Annotated in this window: 12 protein-coding genes; 5 read left to right on the forward strand and 7 right to left on the reverse strand. The window is 58.5% G+C overall.

Features of this window, described 5'->3' with window-relative positions; translation table 11 throughout:
- Positions 1 to 40: 40 nt before the first annotated feature.
- Positions 41 to 667 (forward strand): GNAT family N-acetyltransferase, encoded by a 627-nt coding sequence (locus ACR9WD_RS12385; protein WP_198934338.1) that lies wholly within the window; start codon positions 41 to 43, stop codon positions 665 to 667.
- Here the strand turns inward: ACR9WD_RS12385 and ACR9WD_RS12390 are convergent.
- The 4 genes from ACR9WD_RS12390 to dnaK form a co-directional block, all read right to left on the reverse strand.
- Positions 664 to 1,092 carry a heat shock protein transcriptional repressor HspR gene (locus ACR9WD_RS12390; protein ID WP_038991723.1) on the reverse strand — a complete coding sequence of 143 codons (429 nt, stop codon included), beginning with the start codon at positions 1,090 to 1,092 and terminating at the stop codon, positions 664 to 666. The genes ACR9WD_RS12385 and ACR9WD_RS12390 overlap by 4 nt on opposite strands.
- Before the next feature lie 113 nt (positions 1,093 to 1,205).
- Complete coding sequence (locus tag ACR9WD_RS12395; protein ID WP_038991724.1) at positions 1,206 to 2,177, reverse strand: DnaJ C-terminal domain-containing protein; 972 nt, start codon at positions 2,175 to 2,177, stop codon at positions 1,206 to 1,208.
- Between the two features lie 85 nt (positions 2,178 to 2,262).
- Positions 2,263 to 2,844, reverse strand: a complete 582-nt coding sequence (locus ACR9WD_RS12400) for a nucleotide exchange factor GrpE (RefSeq protein WP_073705814.1) — start codon at positions 2,842 to 2,844, stop codon at positions 2,263 to 2,265.
- Between the two features lie 13 nt (positions 2,845 to 2,857).
- On the reverse strand, positions 2,858 to 4,711 hold the full coding sequence (dnaK, locus tag ACR9WD_RS12405; RefSeq protein ID WP_149597190.1) for a molecular chaperone DnaK: 1,854 nt from the start codon (positions 4,709 to 4,711) through the stop codon (positions 2,858 to 2,860).
- A gap of 173 nt (positions 4,712 to 4,884) precedes the next feature.
- Between dnaK and ACR9WD_RS12410 the strand changes: the two genes are divergently transcribed.
- A complete protein-coding gene (locus ACR9WD_RS12410) occupies positions 4,885 to 5,193 on the forward strand; it encodes a PLD nuclease N-terminal domain-containing protein (RefSeq protein ID WP_168202015.1) in 309 nt (102 codons plus the stop codon).
- Between the two features lie 177 nt (positions 5,194 to 5,370).
- On the opposite strand, the gene pulA is transcribed toward ACR9WD_RS12410, so the two are convergent.
- The 3 genes from pulA to ACR9WD_RS12425 form a co-directional block, all read right to left on the reverse strand.
- Positions 5,371 to 11,145 carry a pullulanase-type alpha-1,6-glucosidase gene (gene pulA / locus ACR9WD_RS12415; RefSeq protein ID WP_434922144.1) on the reverse strand — a complete coding sequence of 1,925 codons (5,775 nt, stop codon included), beginning with the start codon at positions 11,143 to 11,145 and terminating at the stop codon, positions 5,371 to 5,373.
- A 297-nt stretch (positions 11,146 to 11,442) separates the two neighbouring features.
- Positions 11,443 to 13,017, reverse strand: coding sequence for a DEAD/DEAH box helicase (locus tag ACR9WD_RS12420; protein WP_190263856.1), 1,575 nt, complete (start codon positions 13,015 to 13,017; stop codon positions 11,443 to 11,445).
- Positions 13,018 to 13,318: 301 nt separating this feature from the next.
- The gene (locus ACR9WD_RS12425; RefSeq protein WP_434923210.1) at positions 13,319 to 15,415 is read right to left on the reverse strand and encodes an MMPL family transporter; all 2,097 of its coding nucleotides are present in this window, start codon (positions 15,413 to 15,415) and stop codon (positions 13,319 to 13,321) included.
- A gap of 173 nt (positions 15,416 to 15,588) precedes the next feature.
- Here ACR9WD_RS12425 and ACR9WD_RS12430 point away from each other — a divergent pair, with 173 nt between their 5' ends.
- From ACR9WD_RS12430 to ACR9WD_RS12440, 3 genes are all read left to right on the forward strand, one after another.
- Complete coding sequence (locus ACR9WD_RS12430; protein WP_038991728.1) at positions 15,589 to 16,086, forward strand: MarR family winged helix-turn-helix transcriptional regulator; 498 nt, start codon at positions 15,589 to 15,591, stop codon at positions 16,084 to 16,086.
- Positions 16,087 to 16,095: 9 nt separating this feature from the next.
- The gene (locus ACR9WD_RS12435; protein ID WP_066141102.1) at positions 16,096 to 16,719 is read left to right on the forward strand and encodes a LysE family transporter; all 624 of its coding nucleotides are present in this window, start codon (positions 16,096 to 16,098) and stop codon (positions 16,717 to 16,719) included.
- Positions 16,720 to 16,858: 139 nt separating this feature from the next.
- Complete coding sequence (locus tag ACR9WD_RS12440) at positions 16,859 to 17,368, forward strand: low molecular weight protein-tyrosine-phosphatase (protein ID WP_038991730.1); 510 nt, start codon at positions 16,859 to 16,861, stop codon at positions 17,366 to 17,368.
- The last annotated feature ends 25 nt before the right edge of the window (positions 17,369 to 17,393 follow it).

The following is a 17,393-nucleotide window of genomic DNA, read 5'->3' on the forward strand; positions in this document are numbered from 1 at the left end:
AATGCATCAAGGAGGCCATGGAATCCCTAGGATGGATTTCATGGCCTCCTTTTCTGCTCAGAACCAGTTCTACTCCCAAGCCCCGAGCATGGAATATGCCGGGGTGAGGCTGGAACAACTGTCATTGGACCATGCCCCGGAGCTGATCCAGCTCGCCGCCAACGGCCAGCTGGATGAAGCATGGTTTGCCACCACCCCATCGGCCGAATCCATGCAGGCGGATATCGAGCGCCGTCTGGCGTTGCAGGAAACTGGAGCGATGGCTCCGTTCGCCATCATCGACCTGTCCACCGGCCAAGCGGTGGGGGCTACGAGCTACCTGAATATCGACGTGGCCAACCATCGCGTGGAAATCGGCTCGACATTCTTGGCCGTGCCCGCCCAAGGCACCGGGATCAATCCGGCGGCCAAGTTCATGCTGCTGCGCCGCGCTTTCGAGGAGTTGGATTGCTATTCAGTGGCTTTCTGCACGCACTGGCACAACACTGCGTCACGCGCAGCAATTGCACGGCTTGGCGCCAAACAGGATGGCGTGCTGCGCAATCACAAATATGATCCGAAGACCGGCACGCTTCGAGACACCGTAGTCTTCTCGATCCTCCCGCACGAGTGGCCTGCCGTGCGCACCCAGTTGGAAGCGCGCCTGGCGAGGCACGGACGGATCTAGCGGCCGATGGCGCGGCGTACAGGGAAGAGCGACACGGTCGGTTCACGTCGTTCCGGACGCATGCCCCGGGACAGCGAAACGATGTCGCCTCCAGCGGTGCCCGCGGCGAAGATGCGCGATTGGCCCTGGCGAACGGCGGACAGTTCTTGGCGAAGCCCATTGACTTCGGTTTGCAGATACGCGACTTGATCTTGCAGATCCAGGATGCGCTTGATGCCTTCCAGCGAGACGCCTTCCTTGCTCAATGACTGCACCTGGCGCAGCAGCGAGACGTCGCGTTGCGAGTAGCGGCGCTGCTTTCCGCTTTGCCGGCTGGGCGAAACCAAGCCGATGCGGTCGTATTGGCGCAGCGTCTGCGGATGCATGTCTGCAAGCTGGGCGGCGACGGAAATGACGAAGACAGGTCGCAGGTACTCCCCGTTCACGTTGCTTCTACCACCTTTCTGCAAGGGCCGACGATACTGGCCCTTTTGCCTTTGAGTCTATCTTCCCCGCCCTGCCAGTTCGATGCCAGGACAGGGAAAACAGGTTATTGGGTTCAGAGCTTGGCGTGGGCTGCCAAGTCCGCTCGCGGGTCCTCGCCCTCCGTGGCTGCAGCGAAGTCCTCCACGGCCTTCCTTGCTGCATCCGAGAGGTTCTGCGGAATCGCGACATCCAGGACGATCAGCAGATCGCCGGTGGCCTTGGAGGTCTTCACTCCGCGGCCCTTCAAGCGCAAGGTGCGTCCGGAGTTGGATCCGGCAGGCACCTTCACCGCAACGGATTCCCCGTCCAGGGTCGGTACGTGGATCTTTGCTCCAAGCACCGCTTCATCGAAGGTCACCGGCACGTGGATGCGGATGTTGTTCTCTTCGCGCTTGAAGAACGGGTGCTCGCTGACCTTGACCTTGACCAGCAGGTCGCCGTTGCCGGCAGCTCCTGGCTGGCCCTTGCCACGCACGCGCACCGACTGCCCGTCCTTGATTCCCGCCGGGATGCGCACGTCGATGACCTCGCCGTTCTGTTCGCGCAGGCCAATGGTGGTTCCCTTGATCGATCCGGAGAAGGAGATCGTGGTGCTGGCCGTGCGGTCAGCACCCTTGCGCGGCGGTGCGCTTTGGCCGAAGCCGCCGCCAAAACCGCCGCCGCCTCCGAACAGGTCGGAGAAGTCCGGCTGTCCGCCACGACCGCGAGCGCCGCCTCCGCCACCTCCGAAGAGGTTGGAGAAGATGTCCTCGAAGCCGGCCTGCCCGCCTGGGCCACCCGGTCCGCCACCCGCAGAGAACCGCGCTCCGCCGCCCATGGCGCGGATCGCGTCGTACTGCTCGCGTTCTTCCTTATCCGAAAGCACCGAGTTGGCTTCGGAGATGTCCTTGAATTTCTTTTCAGCGGCCGCGTCCCCCTGGTTGGTATCCGGGTGGTACTTGCGTGCAAGCTTGCGGTACGCCTTCTTGATGTCCGCCTCGCTGGCGTCCTTGGAGACGCCCAGAATGGCGTAGAAGTCTTTTTCGATCCAGTCCTGACTTGCCATCAGGGCCCCATCCTTTCAGTGCCAATTCGACACTGCCCACTGACGAGGACTCGGCAGTGGGCAGTATCGATTGTGCTATTCGTGGCTATTCGCCGGTGGCTACCAGCACCTGGGCTGCGCGCAGGATGTTGGTTCCCTTGCGGTAACCGGTGCGCAGCACCTGTCCCACGTGGTCGGCTGGAATCTCCGGAACAGCCTGGCGAAGCAGGGCTTCGTGGATGTTCGGGTCGAATTCCACGCCGGCCTCGTTGATGCGTTCCAGGCCATGCTGAGCCAGAATGCCATCCAGCTTGTTGGCGATCGACGCGAACGGGCCGTCGGCGAGGTCGCCGTGGGCTCGTGCCGCATCGATGTCGTCAAGCACCGGAAGCAGAGTGTTGAGCACGGACTGGACGGCGTTTTCACGCGCCACTGCCCGGTCACGTTCCACACGCTTGCGGTAGTTGACGTATTCAGCCTGCAGGCGCAGCAGGTCGTTGCGCAGTTCGGTTTCCACCGCACCGGCATCTTCCGGCTGCTCCGCATCGGCTTCAGCGCCAGCAGCAGCTTCGTTCAGGATCGCCTCGGCCTGACCCAGGGCGTCAGCAGTTGGCTGCTGGTCAGCGGCCTCGGGCTGGTTCTCCGGCTCCTGGCCGGAGTTCTCGTTCTGGTCCTTTGCCTCGGACATATTCCTAAACTCCCTACTTCTTGTCGGCTTCGTCTTCGTCGATGACCTCGGCGTCGACGATGTCTTCATCAGCGTTAGGTGCCTGCTCGCCTTCGCCAGTAGCAGCTCCCTCAGCCTGGGCGTTGGCGTAGATTGCCTCGCCCAGCTTGGTCTGCGAAGCCTGCAGCTTCTCGAACGCGTCCTTGACCTCGTCGTCGTTGTCCTGCTTCTCAAGAGCAGCCTTCAGTGCGTCAACGTCGGCCTGAACCTCAGTCTTGACCTCTTCTGGCAGCTTGTCTTCGTTGTCCTTGATCAGCTTGTCCACCGAGTAGGCTGCCTGCTCGGCAGCGTTGCGGGTCTCAGCAGCTTCGCGGCGTGCCTTGTCCTCTTCGGCGTGTGCTTCAGCTTCCTGAACCATGCGCTCGATGTCTTCCTTGGACAGCGAGGAGCCACCAGTGATGGTCATCGACTGCTCGGTGCCGGTGCCCTTGTCCTTAGCGGATACGTGCACGATACCGTTGGCGTCGATGTCGAAGGTGACCTCGACCTGTGGGATGCCGCGAGGAGCCGGTGCGATACCGGTCAGCTCGAAGGTACCCAGAGCCTTGTTGTCACGGGTGAACTCGCGCTCGCCCTGGAAGACCTGGATGGAAACCGAAGGCTGGTTGTCTTCAGCGGTGGTGAAGGTTTCCGAACGCTTGGTCGGGATGGCGGTGTTGCGCTCGATCAGCTTGGTCATCACGCCGCCCTTGGTCTCGATGCCCAGGGACAGTGGGGTGACGTCGATGAGCAGAACGTCCTTGCGCTCGCCCTTCAGCACGCCGGCTTGCAGGGCTGCGCCCACGGCGACAACCTCGTCAGGGTTCACGCCCTTGTTGGCTTCCTTGCCGGCCAGGTCCTTGACCAGTTCGGCAACTGCTGGCATACGGGTGGAACCGCCAACCAGGATCACGTGGGCGATGTCCGAAACTTTGACGCCTGCTTCTGCGATGACGTCATTGAATGGCTTGCGGGTGCGCTCCAGCAGGTCCTTGGTCAGGTCCTGGAACTTGGCACGCGAGAGGTGCTCGTCCAGGTGCACTGGGCCCTCTGGGGTGACCGAGAGGTACTGCAGCGAGATGTTGGTGCTGGTAGCCGAGGACAGTTCCTTCTTGGCCTGCTCAGCAGCTTCCTTCAGGCGCTGCAGGGCGATCTTGTCCTTGGACAGGTCTGCACCCTTGGCCTTGGCCTGGGCCAGCAGCCAGTCGACAACGCGCTGGTCCCAGTCGTCGCCGCCCAGGCGGTTGTCGCCTGCAGTTGCGCGGACCTGGATGGTGGAGAAGCCGTCGTCGTCCTTGCCGACTTCCAGCAGGGACACGTCGAAGGTGCCGCCACCGAGGTCGAAGACCAGGATGAGCTCGTCCTCGTTGCCCTTTTCCAGGCCGTAGGCCAGTGCGGCAGCGGTTGGCTCGTTGACGATGCGCAGGACGTTCAGGCCGGCAATCTCGCCGGCTTCCTTGGTGGCCTGGCGCTCTGCGTCGTTGAAGTATGCAGGAACGGTGATCACAGCGTCGGTGACCTTTTCGCCCAAGTACGACTCAGCGTCGTTCTTCAGCTTCATCAGGGTACGAGCCGAGATTTCCTGTGCGGTGTACTTCTTCTCGTCGACCTCGATGCTCCAGTCGGTACCCATGTGGCGCTTGACCGATGAGATGGTGCGGTCGATGTTGTTCACTGCCTGGCGCTTGGCGATGTCGCCAACCAGGACTTCGCCGCTCTTCGAGAAAGCAACGATCGACGGGGTAGTACGGTTGCCTTCCGCGTTTGCGATAACGGTTGGCTCACCACCTTCGAGCACGGAAACTACGGAGTTGGTGGTTCCTAGGTCGATACCTACGGCACGCGACATAATGGCTCTCCTTTGCCTTGGTTGAAAGTACTAACGCTGAGGATTTTTATCCTGATTGAGCGTTCTGGACTCAAGTTTACTCAGCCGCTTTCGACTGTCAAATTAACTTGAGCCAACCTCACTCAACTTTGCGTTCTGTCTTGTTCAACGAACAAAGTGCAAGAATGATTCCCATGCCGAAAAATAATTTTCAGACACAGGACACGCAAGGCACTCAAGGACAATCCACCCTGCGCTCCCGGCGCCTTAACCTACCGAAAAAACGGTCTTTCCGGGAGCTGGATCGCCGAACTCAAATTGCTGTAGTCGCCGCTGGAATTATCGAACTGACTTTGATGATTGCAGCATTGCGGGATCTACGTCGACGCCCCGTTCAGCTGGTGAGAGGGCCAAAACCACTGTGGGCCGTGGTCAGTTGCCTCAACGTACTGGGAAGCCTTTCCTACTTCATTTTTGGTCGTCGCAAAGACCCTCAAAACTGATTTACAGACACAATGGAACAACCCGCTCTCGCGAAAACGAGAACGGGTTGTTCGCTGTCAGCGTGGACGCCTTGGCAATGAAAACCTCGATTGCCGCACTGGCTCGATCAGTTCATCTGCCAACAATGTTCCTGCGGATAATCGCGACAGATGATCCATCAGGAATGCTCCCATCTACTACCTAACCGAGCCCTGAGGTTCCACCAACACCGCCGCAGTGCGCGCCGGAATAGTCAGCTCACCGGTGGCACTGTCGAACGAAGTCGACTTCACCCGGTCATCACTGCCTTTCGCAAGAGACTTGGCGAGCGAATAATCGTGACCTACTAATTCCTCAAGGGTCTGCGTGCTCTCCTTCGGCGAGGCATTGAAGAGCACCAAGGCCCCATCATGCTTACGATCAGCATCCTTGCCCACGGTATCGTCGATACGCATCACGATAATTCCTGGTTCGGCTTCGGCCCCACCCAGCGGGAAGCTCACCTTTTGCTCGATGAGATCAGCTGAGCCCAAACGCAAGAGACCTACCTCTTTACGAGTCCGCAGCAAGTCCAGAGCAGCGCCTTCAGCATCAGTCATGGCCTTTGCATCGGGCTTGAGCGCAGGGTCTTCTAATAGTGGAGCCATCAGATCCCACTTCTCACCGTTGTCCGCCTTGGGTGGAAGCCCGGAGCCAAAAGTATTCTCCACGCCGGAGAAGTCGATGCGGTTGAACCAGTCCCCCGAGTTATAGGAATTTCGGTCCAAAGACTTTGAACGCAATAACTCGGTTCCGGCATGCCAGAACGGAACAGCTTGTGAATACATCACGGTTGCTTGCGAGAGAGTATTCATTCGCACTCGATCTTCCATGGAAGTATCTCGTGGCAACTTGAGCACAGTGAGGTCGTAGAGCGTTTCGTTATCGTGCGCGTCAACATAGTTGATCACTTCCCCCGGCTGCGAGGCATAGCCCGCTTTCGCTCCGCGGTAATCCAACTCATCACCACGATGCACGCTGCCATCCGAAGTGAGGAACTCGAACCCTTCCAGGTTGCCAGCCAAGCCGAGCTTCACCAGGTCGGTTTCGTGCCCGAGATCTTTCAACGCTTCCTCGGTGCTCCCATTGGCCTTATTACCGTTGGGATCCGTGCCCAAGCCGGTACCAAAGCCCTGACGGAATGTTGAGGATGAATCAACAGGACTGCCACCATGAACGGCATCGCGCAGTCGGTCATTAAAGGTCCCGATGCCGGTACCGTTCAATTGCCCCTGAGTCGCTTGGTAGAAGCGAGCATTGTCCGCCACTTCACCAAAGTTCCATCCTTCGCCATACAGGTAAATGGACTTGCCATCCACTCCGTCGCGTCCCGGTTTCAGTTCATCCAGTGCGCTACGTACAGCTTCCATAGTTTCTCGAGAGTGGTGGCCCATGAGGTCAAAACGGAATCCATCAACCTTATAGTCCTTGGCCCACACCACCAGGGCATCAACCATCAGTTTCTGCGCCGCAGCATGTTCCGTGGCCAGGTTCTGGCAGCAGGTCGAAGTTTCGACTTTCCCAGTAGCATCAAGCCGGTGGTAGTAACCGGGCACGATCTTATCGAGCACACTGCGATCGGCTTGACCTGAGGCTGCCGTGTGGTTGAACACCTGATCAAGCACTACTTCTAGCCCCATGCTGTGCAAAGAACCGACCATTGAGCGGAATTCTTCCACCCGATTAGCGCCTTCAGGGTTCGTTGCGTATGAACCTTCCGGAGCCATGAAATGGAAGGGATCATAGCCCCAGTTGAATCCGTCCTCATCACCATGAGCGGTAACGCACTCTTGTTGTTTGCTCGAGGCTGCCGGCAGCGACTTCAGATCACAGTCCGTCTCAACACGTTGAGACTGTTCCTCCTCAATGGTGGCGATATCAAAACTTGGCAGCAGGTGAACGGTAGTCAGGCCAGCCTCGGAGAGCTGTTTGAGCTGCTTGCTTCCGGCTCCGTTGGCTCCAAACGCTCCGTAGCGGCCCCGCAGGTTCTCGGGCACCGAAGCATCTGAAATCGAGAAGTCACGGATCTGCAGTTCATAGATGCTGCGGTCCACGTCCTTTTCGACGTTTTTGGCTTTGGCCTTACGCCACTGTTTTGGCTGGTGGTGAGGATCCTCCAAGCTCACAGCCACCGAGTGGGTGGAATTAGTCGTGAGTGCTACCGAGTAAGGATCCGTCACGATGTTCGTTTCAATCTTGCCGGTTTCCGGGACAAAGACTTGGACTTCCCACCGGTACTTCGCCTCAGCCATCTGAGGCTTGCCCTTGACCGTCCACACACCGCTGTCCTCCGAATAGCTAGCAGCGTATCGTGTGGTCTTCTCCTTCTTGTCAGTAATCAGCAGTGTTGCGTTTTGGGCCGTGGGTGCCCAGAGCCTGAAAGTAGGGCGTTTCCCGGTGAAACTCACGCCGAGTTCTACATCTTCAAGCGCCTTGGCATAGAGATCATCGATAACACCAGCACTCTGGACTCCGGTGAAGGCGGTGAGTTTCTTGGAATCTCCTTCACCGTCGAATCGTGCCAAGGCCATTTGTGAGCGCAATGCAGAGGCTACGTCCTCACGTTTAAGGTCAATACGCAAAGCACGGTAGTCAGCAAGATGCGGGAACTTCTTACGTTGCTCTGCACTCAACCCGCCAATAACTTCTTTGAGCTCAAGTGGCTTCGCACCGGAGATCTCGTTTCCCTCCAATTTCAAGCCGGCGTCCTTGGCAGCGTAGAGGGCATAGCTTTCGCCACTACCCAGATCACGGGGAATAGCAATCGTATCTGCAGAAATCCACTGCGCTTTCATTTGACCAACGCCGTCGACTGTTTGGGTGTCAGAACCAATCTGCAGCAGGTGAGTCTTCGAGTCATAGCTGAAGCTCACCGGCTTCCCCTCGGTCACCGAGAGACTGTAGTTAGCACCTCCGGCAGCACCGTCAACGCCATAATTTTCCTCCCACCCGAAGTTATGCGACACCTTAAACTCGTAGGTGCCGGCCGGAATTTTCTCCGTAGTGAATTCGTAGGTACCGTCAGCATCTGGGTCAGCCATCAAAGTTGCCAAACAGGTTGGATCCCAGTCGGAAGCACAGCCCAACTCATCTTGAAAACTTCCCGGCAAGGTGATCATGGGACCTTGTTGATCACTTTGTACGATGTTATTGCGTGGATCGAAGAAGAACTTGACGGACCCGCCTTCGTGAGAATATTTGAGGTTGTCACCACCGGCAACGCCACCAACGCCGTAGTTCAGATCCCATGATCCGTTGATGGCTACCTTGTATTCATAGTCCCCTGCCGGGACTTCGAATTCACCAGAGTAGACCCCGCCAGGCTGTTCAGTAAGTTTGGCGGCCTCGCAGGCCGGATCCCAGTCCGTGACACAACCCATTTCGATGTTATGGCTTCCTGGCACGGTGACCATGGAGATGTCCGATTCAACCGGTTTTTCCTTCGCGAACCCGGATACATCGTTGCCCACGGAAGCATAAGTGGAAGCGGCACTGTATTCACCTGCGGCATTGGTACTCACCGCACGATATTCCACCAAGGTGCCTTGTGGTAGCGATGAAACGTCGTGGAAGACTCGTGGGGTGTGGCCTTCTGCCACGCCCAGTAGGTGCCACTTCTCGGTGCCTACTTCACGCCACGACATGCTTGTCTCAGCCCACGCCTGTTCGCCTAGATCCACGGATACGGGTGATACGCCGCTGAGCCCTGCCCCAGATTTTGGAGCGGAAATCTCAGGTGTGAAGGCAGCACTGTCTACGTCTTTGTCAGCTTTATAAACCACCGCAGATAGCGCTGGCACCGTCACGTTGAGTTTAGCGTCCGCAGCACTGCTGAGTTTGCCTTCCGCGCCATAGAGCGCTGAGTAACTTGCGTCGGAGGTCAGAGTCGACAACTCAATATCAGCGGATTCTTCCGAATTGTTCAGGGCCACCAAATATTCGGTTTTCTCGTCACGGTCCACACGCGAGAAAGCATAAACTCCCTTGGAATCTTGGGCGTATAGCTCTACTTGCGCCCCTCCCTTCAGCGCTTTGTTTGATCCGCGAAGTTTAGAGAGGGCCGCGATGTGCTGATACAGCGGAGAATCACTGTCATAACGATCTTCGTTTCCGAGCTTTTCTCCAGTAATCAATTCTTGGTTCTGATAGTCCGAGACTTGAGAAGCGAACAGTGATTGGCGAGAATCCTTGTCTCCACCGGTGCCGGCAAATCCTTGTTCGTCACCGTAGTAAACCACCGGCTGGCCACGGGTCAGGAACATCAGTTCATGGGCCAGTTCAACACGTTTGAGTTTCTGATTGCTGTTGTTCAGGAAGTACCCAATGCGTCCCATATCGTGATTACCGAGGAAGGTTGGTAAGGCATCAGCTGAGGTGTTTGCCGTGGTGTAGTAGTCATCCGCCGAGAACAGCGTGCTTAGCGTTTTGGCTGAATTTCCTCCCGCGAAACCGGCAGCCGCAGATTGGAACGTGAAATCAAGGACGGAATTCATTTCCGTCTTACGCACGTAGGGCGATAGCTTTTTTGCATCGGCATCATAAACTTCGCCAAACATGAAGAAGTCGTCTTTACCCTGGGCTCGTGCATAGTCCTGAACTTGTTTGGTCCATTGTTCCCAGAATTCGAAATTCACATGTTTTGCGGTGTCTATGCGGAAGCCATCAATTCCCAAGTCCACCCAGTTTTTGTAGACCTCTGCGAAACCGTTGACGACCTTAGGATTTTCGGTCATGAGGTCATCAAGACCTTGAAAATCGCCGTAGGTGACCGACTCGCCTTCCCATGTTGAGTCCCCGCGGTTGTGATAGAGCGTTGGATCATTGAGCCAGTCGGGAACCTTCTTGACTTGATCAGAAACAACCGGGGTATAGGGGAAGGAACTGGAAGCATCTAGCTCTGGGAAGGTATCACTGCCTGCGTAGTCCGCCGGGTCAAAGGCTTGGCCCTGAGCATCCTTATAAGGAACGGAAGATTGCTCAACGTAGGAATACTTCTTTTCCTTATTATCGATGAGATCTGCGGTGTGGTTCACGATAATGTCGAAATACACCTTGATGCCACGTTTGTGGGCGTCATCGATCAGTTCGGAGAGTTCTTCATTGGTGCCTAGATGTGGGTCGATCTGAGTGAAATCGGTGACCCAATAGCCGTGGTATCCGGCGCTGGCATCATCACCACTACCCTGAACCGGCATGTTCTTAAAACTGGGTGTGAGCCAGATGGCGCTGGTGCCAAGGCCTTGAATGTAGTCAAGCTTGGAGCGTAGGCCTGCGATGTCACCGCCTTCATAGAATCCTTTGTTCGTCGGATCAAACCCGGTGGTTAGCCGATCGCCTTCCAAACCGCCGGTGTCGTTAGCCGTTGACCCATTGGCAAAGCGGTCTGTCATAACGAAATAAAACTGCTCACCAGAGCCGGCTTGCCTGACCGGCGCAGAGACCAAATCGGCGTCAGTATCGGAATATTCTCCGCGAAGGTCCAGTGGTACAACCTGCGTCAGCCCCGTAGCCGTATCAAAGGTGAAGCGCAATCGGCTATCCGCGCTCAGTGCTAGGGGAATGTTCTCTTCGCCCCCGTCGAGTCCATAAGACGTGTCAAAGCTTTTGTTCAACGCTACTTTGTATTCATAGTTCCCCGCCGGAACTTCCACTTCCAGGCTGTATTGCCCTTCCTGGTCCGTGGATTGCAGACTGGTAGCTTCACAGTCAGCCATCCAGTCAGCGGAACATCCCAACAACGACTGAAAAGAACCGGCCAGAGTCACAGAAGTTTCATCTGCCGCGGCAGGAATACTAGCCAGTGGCGCCATGGGTGCGAGCGCCAGCATCGGGGTCGCGGCCAAGGCGGCGACCCAACGACGCCAACTACGTTTATGAAGGCCTGGTGGCAGTGACTGACTGCGCACGGAGGAAGCAGCGTTTCGGCTGTTCATGAAATGCTCCATTGAATTCGAAGGTGCGAGCGGCAGGCCACACTAGGTGGCTTGCCAGTGATTCAGCCCACACTACTGAGCGAATTCCATCAAGTGCAAGCGTTTCCAACATTTACACTCGGATGCAGGTAAAACATCAAAATTTTCAGTAATTTTCCAACTTATTACATGGGAAACGCTTGCACATTCTGGTGTAAAAGTCCCGATTCTCATTTTCCGATCCGCTCGCAACCCCACCACCAAAAAGAAGCCCCAGACAGCTTTTGGCTGTCTGGAGCTTCTTTTGGGTACTAGTTCTTAGCGCCTGCCGGTAGCAGGGCTTGATGCACGGCGTGGTCCACGTGAGCGGCCACCTGCGGCACCTGCAGCATTGCGACCACCGGATCGTGCTGAGCGCGAGGAGTTTGTTGGACGGTCCGCGTTAGCACCGCGGGCACCACGTGAAGGACGCTCGGTGTTGGGACCACGTGAAGGACGCTCAGCGTTAGCACCGCGTGATTCGCGTGCTGGACGCTCCGACTGGTTCGATGCACCGGAACGATCTGAACGGCGAAGGTCTCCACCGCGGCCATGTGCCTCACCGGCAGGCTTCCCACCACGAGCATTTCGTCCGCCGCCACGCCCACCGCGTGCGTTCGAAGATTCGCCAGCAGGCTTCTTCTTCGCTGGGTTACGCTTCTGTTGTACTGGTGCGACATAAGGAACATGTTCAGCAACTTCGCCGACTACTTTGGCAACAACTGGCGAGTCCAGGCTGACCTTTTCAAAAGGTACCTTCAGGCCGGCCTGCTTCAGCAAGGAAGCAACGTCGCCCTGCTGATCAGGGGTGCAGATGGTCACTACAGTTCCATCCGAACCGGCACGTGCGGTACGGCCCGAACGGTGGGTGTAAGCCTTGTGCTCCGCAGGTGGATCAATGTGAACCACGAGTTCCACACCATCAACGTGCACGCCACGAGCGGCAACGTCGGTAGCGACAAGCACCTTCGCCTCGCCTGAAGCGAAAGCAGCAAGGTTGCGGTCACGGGCATTCTGCGACAGGTTGCCGTGCAGGTCCACTGCTGGAACGCCAGCCTTGGACAGGGTCAGCGCCATCTTCTTGGCGTGGTGCTTGGTGCGCATGAACATGATGCGGCGGGCAGTGCCCTGAGCCAGGACGCGGATCAGGTCCTTCTTATCATCGTTGCCGATGACGAAGACGTGGTGCTCCATGGTGTTCACAGCGGCCTCGGGCGCATCCACCGAGTGAATGGTCGGGTGGCTCAGGTAGCGCTTGACTACCTTGTCCACGCCGTTATCCAAGGTGGCGGAGAACAGCATGTGCTGGATGCCGGTTGGCATGCGGTCCATGATGCGGCGTACTACAGGCAAGAAGCCCATGTCTGCCATGTGGTCGGCCTCGTCCAGCACGGAGATTTCCAGCTGGGACAGGTCGACGATCTTCTGCTTGATCAAGTCATCGAGGCGGCCTGGGCAGGCGATGACGATGTCAACGCCCTCGTTCATGGCCTTTTCCTGGCGGCTCTGGGCCACGCCACCGTAGATCACGGTCGTGCGCAGGCCGGCAGCCTTCGCCAAAGGCTCAACGGTCTTGGCGATCTGGGTTGCCAGTTCGCGGGTTGGAGCCATGATCAGCGCACGGGGGAAACGAGCCTTGCGGCGCTGCGGGCGATCTGCCAAACGCGCTACCAGTGGAAGCGAGAAAGCCAGGGTCTTGCCGGAACCGGTCTGGCCGCGGCCCAGGACGTCGCCGCCGGCGAGAGTCGAAGGCAGGGTCGCTTCCTGGATCGGGAAGGCGGATTCGATTCCGCTGTCGGCAAGGACCTTGGCAAGGTATTCGGGCACACCGAGGGCGCTAAAAGTTACGGACATATTCAAACTTTCTCTCTGATTCGCACGCCTGATGCAGGCGTTGGGTTTCGCCGAGCCAGGAGGAAGTCCGCAACGTGCAAGGCCATGGCCTGCTACCAAAAGTGAACCGGCGGAGGTTGTCCGGGCGATCTACTGGAGGGGAAATCTAAACTGTCGACGCATACGCCACAGAATTTTCCGGTGACGCACAAAGATCCATACTACAGTGCTCAAGCGGGGCACGCCTGTGAGCGGCCCCGATTTGCACTGCTATGCCGGGAGATGTTCACCACTTGCACTCCCGGATTCTGCGAACTTCTTGCTAGTTCAATTCGAACTTCTTCTTCGCCAATTTCGAGGGCCACCAGACCTTTGGTCCAATTTCCTCAACCAGCGCGGGAACCAGCAGGCTGCGGACCACAAAGGTATCGAGCAGCACGCCGAAGGCCACGATGAAGCCCAGCTGGCCCAGGAACATGATCGGCACAACACCTAATGCGGCAAAGGTCGCGGCAAGCACCGCGCCGGCGGAGGTAATCACGCCGCCGGTGACCTTCAAGCCCACGCGCATGCCCTCGCGGGTGCCGCGTTTCAAGGATTCCTCGCGCACACGGGTCATCAAGAAGATGTTGTAGTCCACGCCCAGCGCCACGAGGAAGACGAAGCCGAACAGCGGCACGGACGGATCTGCGCCCACGTACCCGAAGACGTTATTGAAGACCAGCGCGCTGATGCCCATGGCGGTGCCGTAGGAAAGCACAGTGGTCAGGATCAGCAGCACCGGCGCCAGAATGGAGCGCAGCAGCAGCATCAGGATCAGCAAGATGGCCAGGAGCGTAATCGGAATGATCTTGAACAGGTCGGCAATCGCCGTCTCGTTGGTATCGAGCTGGGTCGCAGTGGTGCCGCCGACCAGGGCGTTGGCATCGAGCGCGTGCATCTGCTCGCGCAGCTCGACTACGGTCTGCTTGGCGGCATCCGAGTCCGCCGCATCGGACAGGGTCACCGATATCAGGTTGCGGCCTTCGACGCTGTACGGCTCGGCTCCTCGGGCGGCCATCGCCGGTCCCCCGTCTTCGGCCTGCAGGTAGGCCGAATCCACGCCGGTGACATCGAGGGCCTTTTCCAGGGCAGTCTGTGCTTCAGCTTCATCGATGATCACCGTGGCCGGGGAGCCCGATCCGCCAGGGAAGTGCTCGCCCAGGGCGATCTGGCCATCTCGCGCTTCGGAAGCGCCCACCACCAGCTCGCTCTGCGGCACGCCATGGGCCTTGAGCTGGGTCATGCCCAGCGCTCCGACGGCCAGCACCAGCGCGGTGATGATCCAGATCGGGCGCGGATGATTGGCGACAAAACGCGCAATGCGGCCCCACAGGCCTTCTTTCTGCTGGCCCTGGGCATCCGCGGCCGCCGGCTTGGGCGGGAATGGCCAGTAGGCGGCCCGGCCCAGCAACCCGAGCACTGCCGGCAGGAATGTCAATGCGGCGATGATCGAGAAGATGATGCCCGAGGCGCCGATGGGGCCCAGCGCCTTGTTCGAGTTCAGATCCGAGAACAGCAGGCACAGCAGGCCCACCGTCACGGTGCCGCCCGAAGCGGCAATCGGTTCCACCGAACCCTTCCACGCGGATGCCACAGCCCGCCACTTGTCCTCACCTGCAACGAGGGCTTCCTTGTGCCGTGCCACGAAGAGCAGGGAGTAGTCCGTCGCCGCGCCGATGACCAGGATCGACAAGATGCCCTGGGCCTGGCCGTCCAGGCGGATCCATCCTTCGGATGCCATGAAGTACACCGCGACGATTGCCGCGCAGAGCGCCACCACCGAGGTCAGCAGCACCGTGAACGGAAGCAGGAGCGAGCGGTAGACGAGCAGCAGGATCACCAGCACGGCGGCCAGCGCCACGCCCAGCAGCACTCCGTCAATGCCCCCGAAGGCTTCGACCAGGTCGGCGCTGAAGCCGGCCGGGCCGGTGACATAGGCGCTGGCGCCCTCGGGCTTCTCGGCGGCCAGGAGCGAACGCAGTTCGTCGACTCCCTCGTTGGCCTTCACCTCGCCGGAGACCGGAACAATGAATTCAGCGGCCTTGCCGTCCTCGGAGAGGAAGGGGCCGGTGATCTGGCCGTCAAGATGCGTGAAGCCGTTGAGCGCTTCGCCCACCAGCGCGGCGCTTTCCCGGCTGACCCCGGCATCGCTGGTGAGCAGCACGACCGCTGGAATTGCATCGGTGGAGCGGAATTTGTTCTGCCATTCCAGGGCCTCGGTTGCCTCCGCGGTAGCCGGGAGGAATGAGGTCTGGTCATTGGTCTGGACCTCTGAAAGCTTGCCGAAGGTCGGGCCGCCAATTCCCGCGACACCCAGCCACAGGACGATCAGCAGGGCATAGATTCCCGCCCTGATGCCGACGTTCTTCTTGTTCATTCGCTTCTTGCCCGGTGCCTGGCCGGTTTTCGCTAGATGCGCCACTGATCCGTCCTCACTCGTATTTGCTGCCGGTGGATCGACCAGCGATCCCGAACGCAATACTACAAGATGTATTTCCATTATCGAAATACTTCCTAGGCTATTGAGTTTTTCAGACTAGGATTGCGCTTATGAGCGCCAGAGAACAGCACCGCTTGGTCATGCTCCTGCAGGAATTCGGCCAGGCCTCAGATCGGTACGTTGAGTCCACCGGAGCACTGTACGGAACCCATCGCACGGACATGAATGCGCTGTCGATCATCATGAAGCACGAGCAACGCGGCCAGCTGCCTTCTCCCCGCGACCTGAGCCGCGAACTGCAGCTGAGCTCCCCAGCTACCACCGCCATGCTCGACCGCCTTGAAAAACTGGGCATGATCGAGCGCCAGCGCTCGGATGCGGACCGCCGTGTCATCCGCATTGCCATGACCGCCAAAGCACGAGGCAAGGGCAGGGAAATGTTCATGCCGCTGGGCATCAAAATGCGCGAAGTGATCAGCCACTACGACGAACAGCAGCTGCAGGTCATAGCCCGTTTCATGGCCGAAGCGGTTGCCGGGGTGGACAGTGCTCGCGAAGAAGCCGTAACAGCGCGCAACGAATCAGCCCGCAGCATCCCGGCAACCTAGCATTAAGCAGTGACCCTTTCACTCTGGCTTTCCCTTCTCAGCGCCTGCATCGTCATCAGCTTCACCCCCGGTGCCGGTGCGATCAATACCATGAGCAATTCCTTGAGGCAGGGCTGGGGCGCTTCCATCTGGGGCGTGCTCGGGCAGCAGATCGCCCTGCTGATCCATGTGGTCATCGTCGCAGCCGGAGTCGGGCTGCTCGTGGCCAGCTCGCCGTTGCTCTTCGCCATCATCCGCTACGCCGGAGCTGCCTATCTGGTGTACCTGGGCATCCGGATGCTGCTGTCCAAACCCGAGGTCGCCTCCGACGGATCCAGCAGCGGGCACAAGCTGACCCCTTGGGCCATGCTCAACCGCGGCATCCTGGTCAACCTGCTCAACCCCAAGGCCATAGTTTTCTTCCTGGCTTTCACCCCGCAGTTCATCCGCGCCGACCAGCCGCTCCTGGCTCAATACGCCATCTTCATCGGCACGGTCATCGTGGTGGACATCCTGGTGATGTTCTTCTTCTTTGCCGGCACCGCCCGTACCTTCCAACGCTTCACCGCCACCTACCGGGGTGCCAAGCTGCTGAACATCCTCTTCGGCATCCTATTCATCCTGGTCGCCGCGCTGCTGTTGCTGATCCACTAATTTTTTCTCCCTCAAAGCCGTCTTGAACCCCTAGTCGTAACCCATTCATGGCCCTGCGCACCGAATCGTTGCCGTTTTGTTGCCGGGAAACGGGCGCGTAGCTATCGATCGAATCGCCTTGTGCCCATAGACTGATGCCATGTTCCGGATAATGATCGTGTGCACGGGAAATATCTGCCGTTCCCCCATGGCCGAGTACATGCTCAAGAATGCGCTCAAGGACGCCGAGGTCTCGCAGGTGGAGGTCATTTCGCGAGCCATCACCGATGGTGAAGTCGGCAAGCGCATCGATGAGCGGGCCGCCAGTACGCTGCGCAGCCATGGGCTTGATGCTGCTGAGCACATTGCCGCCCAGATCGACTCGGACGAAATTGCCAAGATGGATCTTGTCCTGGCAATGGACACCGACCACTTCGAGGATCTCGTTCCTGAATTGGCCGAGATCGATCCGAGCGAACGCCCGCAGCTGCGGATGTTCCGTTCCTTCGATCCGGGAACCGCGAGCTCCCCGCACGACCAGCAGGGCATTTACGACCCTTGGTACGGTGACGCGGGAGATTTCCGCGAGACCTGGAAACTCATTTCTGCTTCCCTGCCTGCCCTTGTAGATTACGTGCGGAGTAATATCACCTCTCGTGGAAACCGCTAGACCAACACTTATTGCCATTGACGGG

The sequence above is a fragment of the Glutamicibacter sp. PAEs-4 genome (assembly GCF_051161755.1).
GTDB classification, from domain to species: Bacteria; Actinomycetota; Actinomycetes; order Actinomycetales; family Micrococcaceae; genus Glutamicibacter; species Glutamicibacter nicotianae.

Excerpts from the sequence above, each read along its gene's own strand:
- ACR9WD_RS12385 (WP_198934338.1), top strand. The coding sequence starts at position 41 with ATGGCCTCCTTTTCTGCTCAGAACCAGTTCTACTCCCAAGCCCCGAGC.
- ACR9WD_RS12395 (WP_038991724.1), bottom strand. The coding sequence starts at position 2,177 with ATGGCAAGTCAGGACTGGATCGAAAAAGACTTCTACGCCATTCTGGGC.
- ACR9WD_RS12400 (WP_073705814.1), bottom strand. The coding sequence starts at position 2,844 with ATGTCCGAGGCAAAGGACCAGAACGAGAACTCCGGCCAGGAGCCGGAG.
- dnaK (WP_149597190.1), bottom strand. The coding sequence starts at position 4,711 with ATGTCGCGTGCCGTAGGTATCGACCTAGGAACCACCAACTCCGTAGTT.
- ACR9WD_RS12410 (WP_168202015.1), top strand. The coding sequence starts at position 4,885 with ATGCCGAAAAATAATTTTCAGACACAGGACACGCAAGGCACTCAAGGA.
- pulA (WP_434922144.1), bottom strand. The coding sequence starts at position 11,145 with ATGAACAGCCGAAACGCTGCTTCCTCCGTGCGCAGTCAGTCACTGCCA.
- ACR9WD_RS12420 (WP_190263856.1), bottom strand. The coding sequence starts at position 13,017 with ATGTCCGTAACTTTTAGCGCCCTCGGTGTGCCCGAATACCTTGCCAAG.
- ACR9WD_RS12425 (WP_434923210.1), bottom strand. The coding sequence starts at position 15,415 with ATGAACAAGAAGAACGTCGGCATCAGGGCGGGAATCTATGCCCTGCTG.
- ACR9WD_RS12430 (WP_038991728.1), top strand. The coding sequence starts at position 15,589 with ATGAGCGCCAGAGAACAGCACCGCTTGGTCATGCTCCTGCAGGAATTC.
- ACR9WD_RS12440 (WP_038991730.1), top strand. The coding sequence starts at position 16,859 with ATGTTCCGGATAATGATCGTGTGCACGGGAAATATCTGCCGTTCCCCC.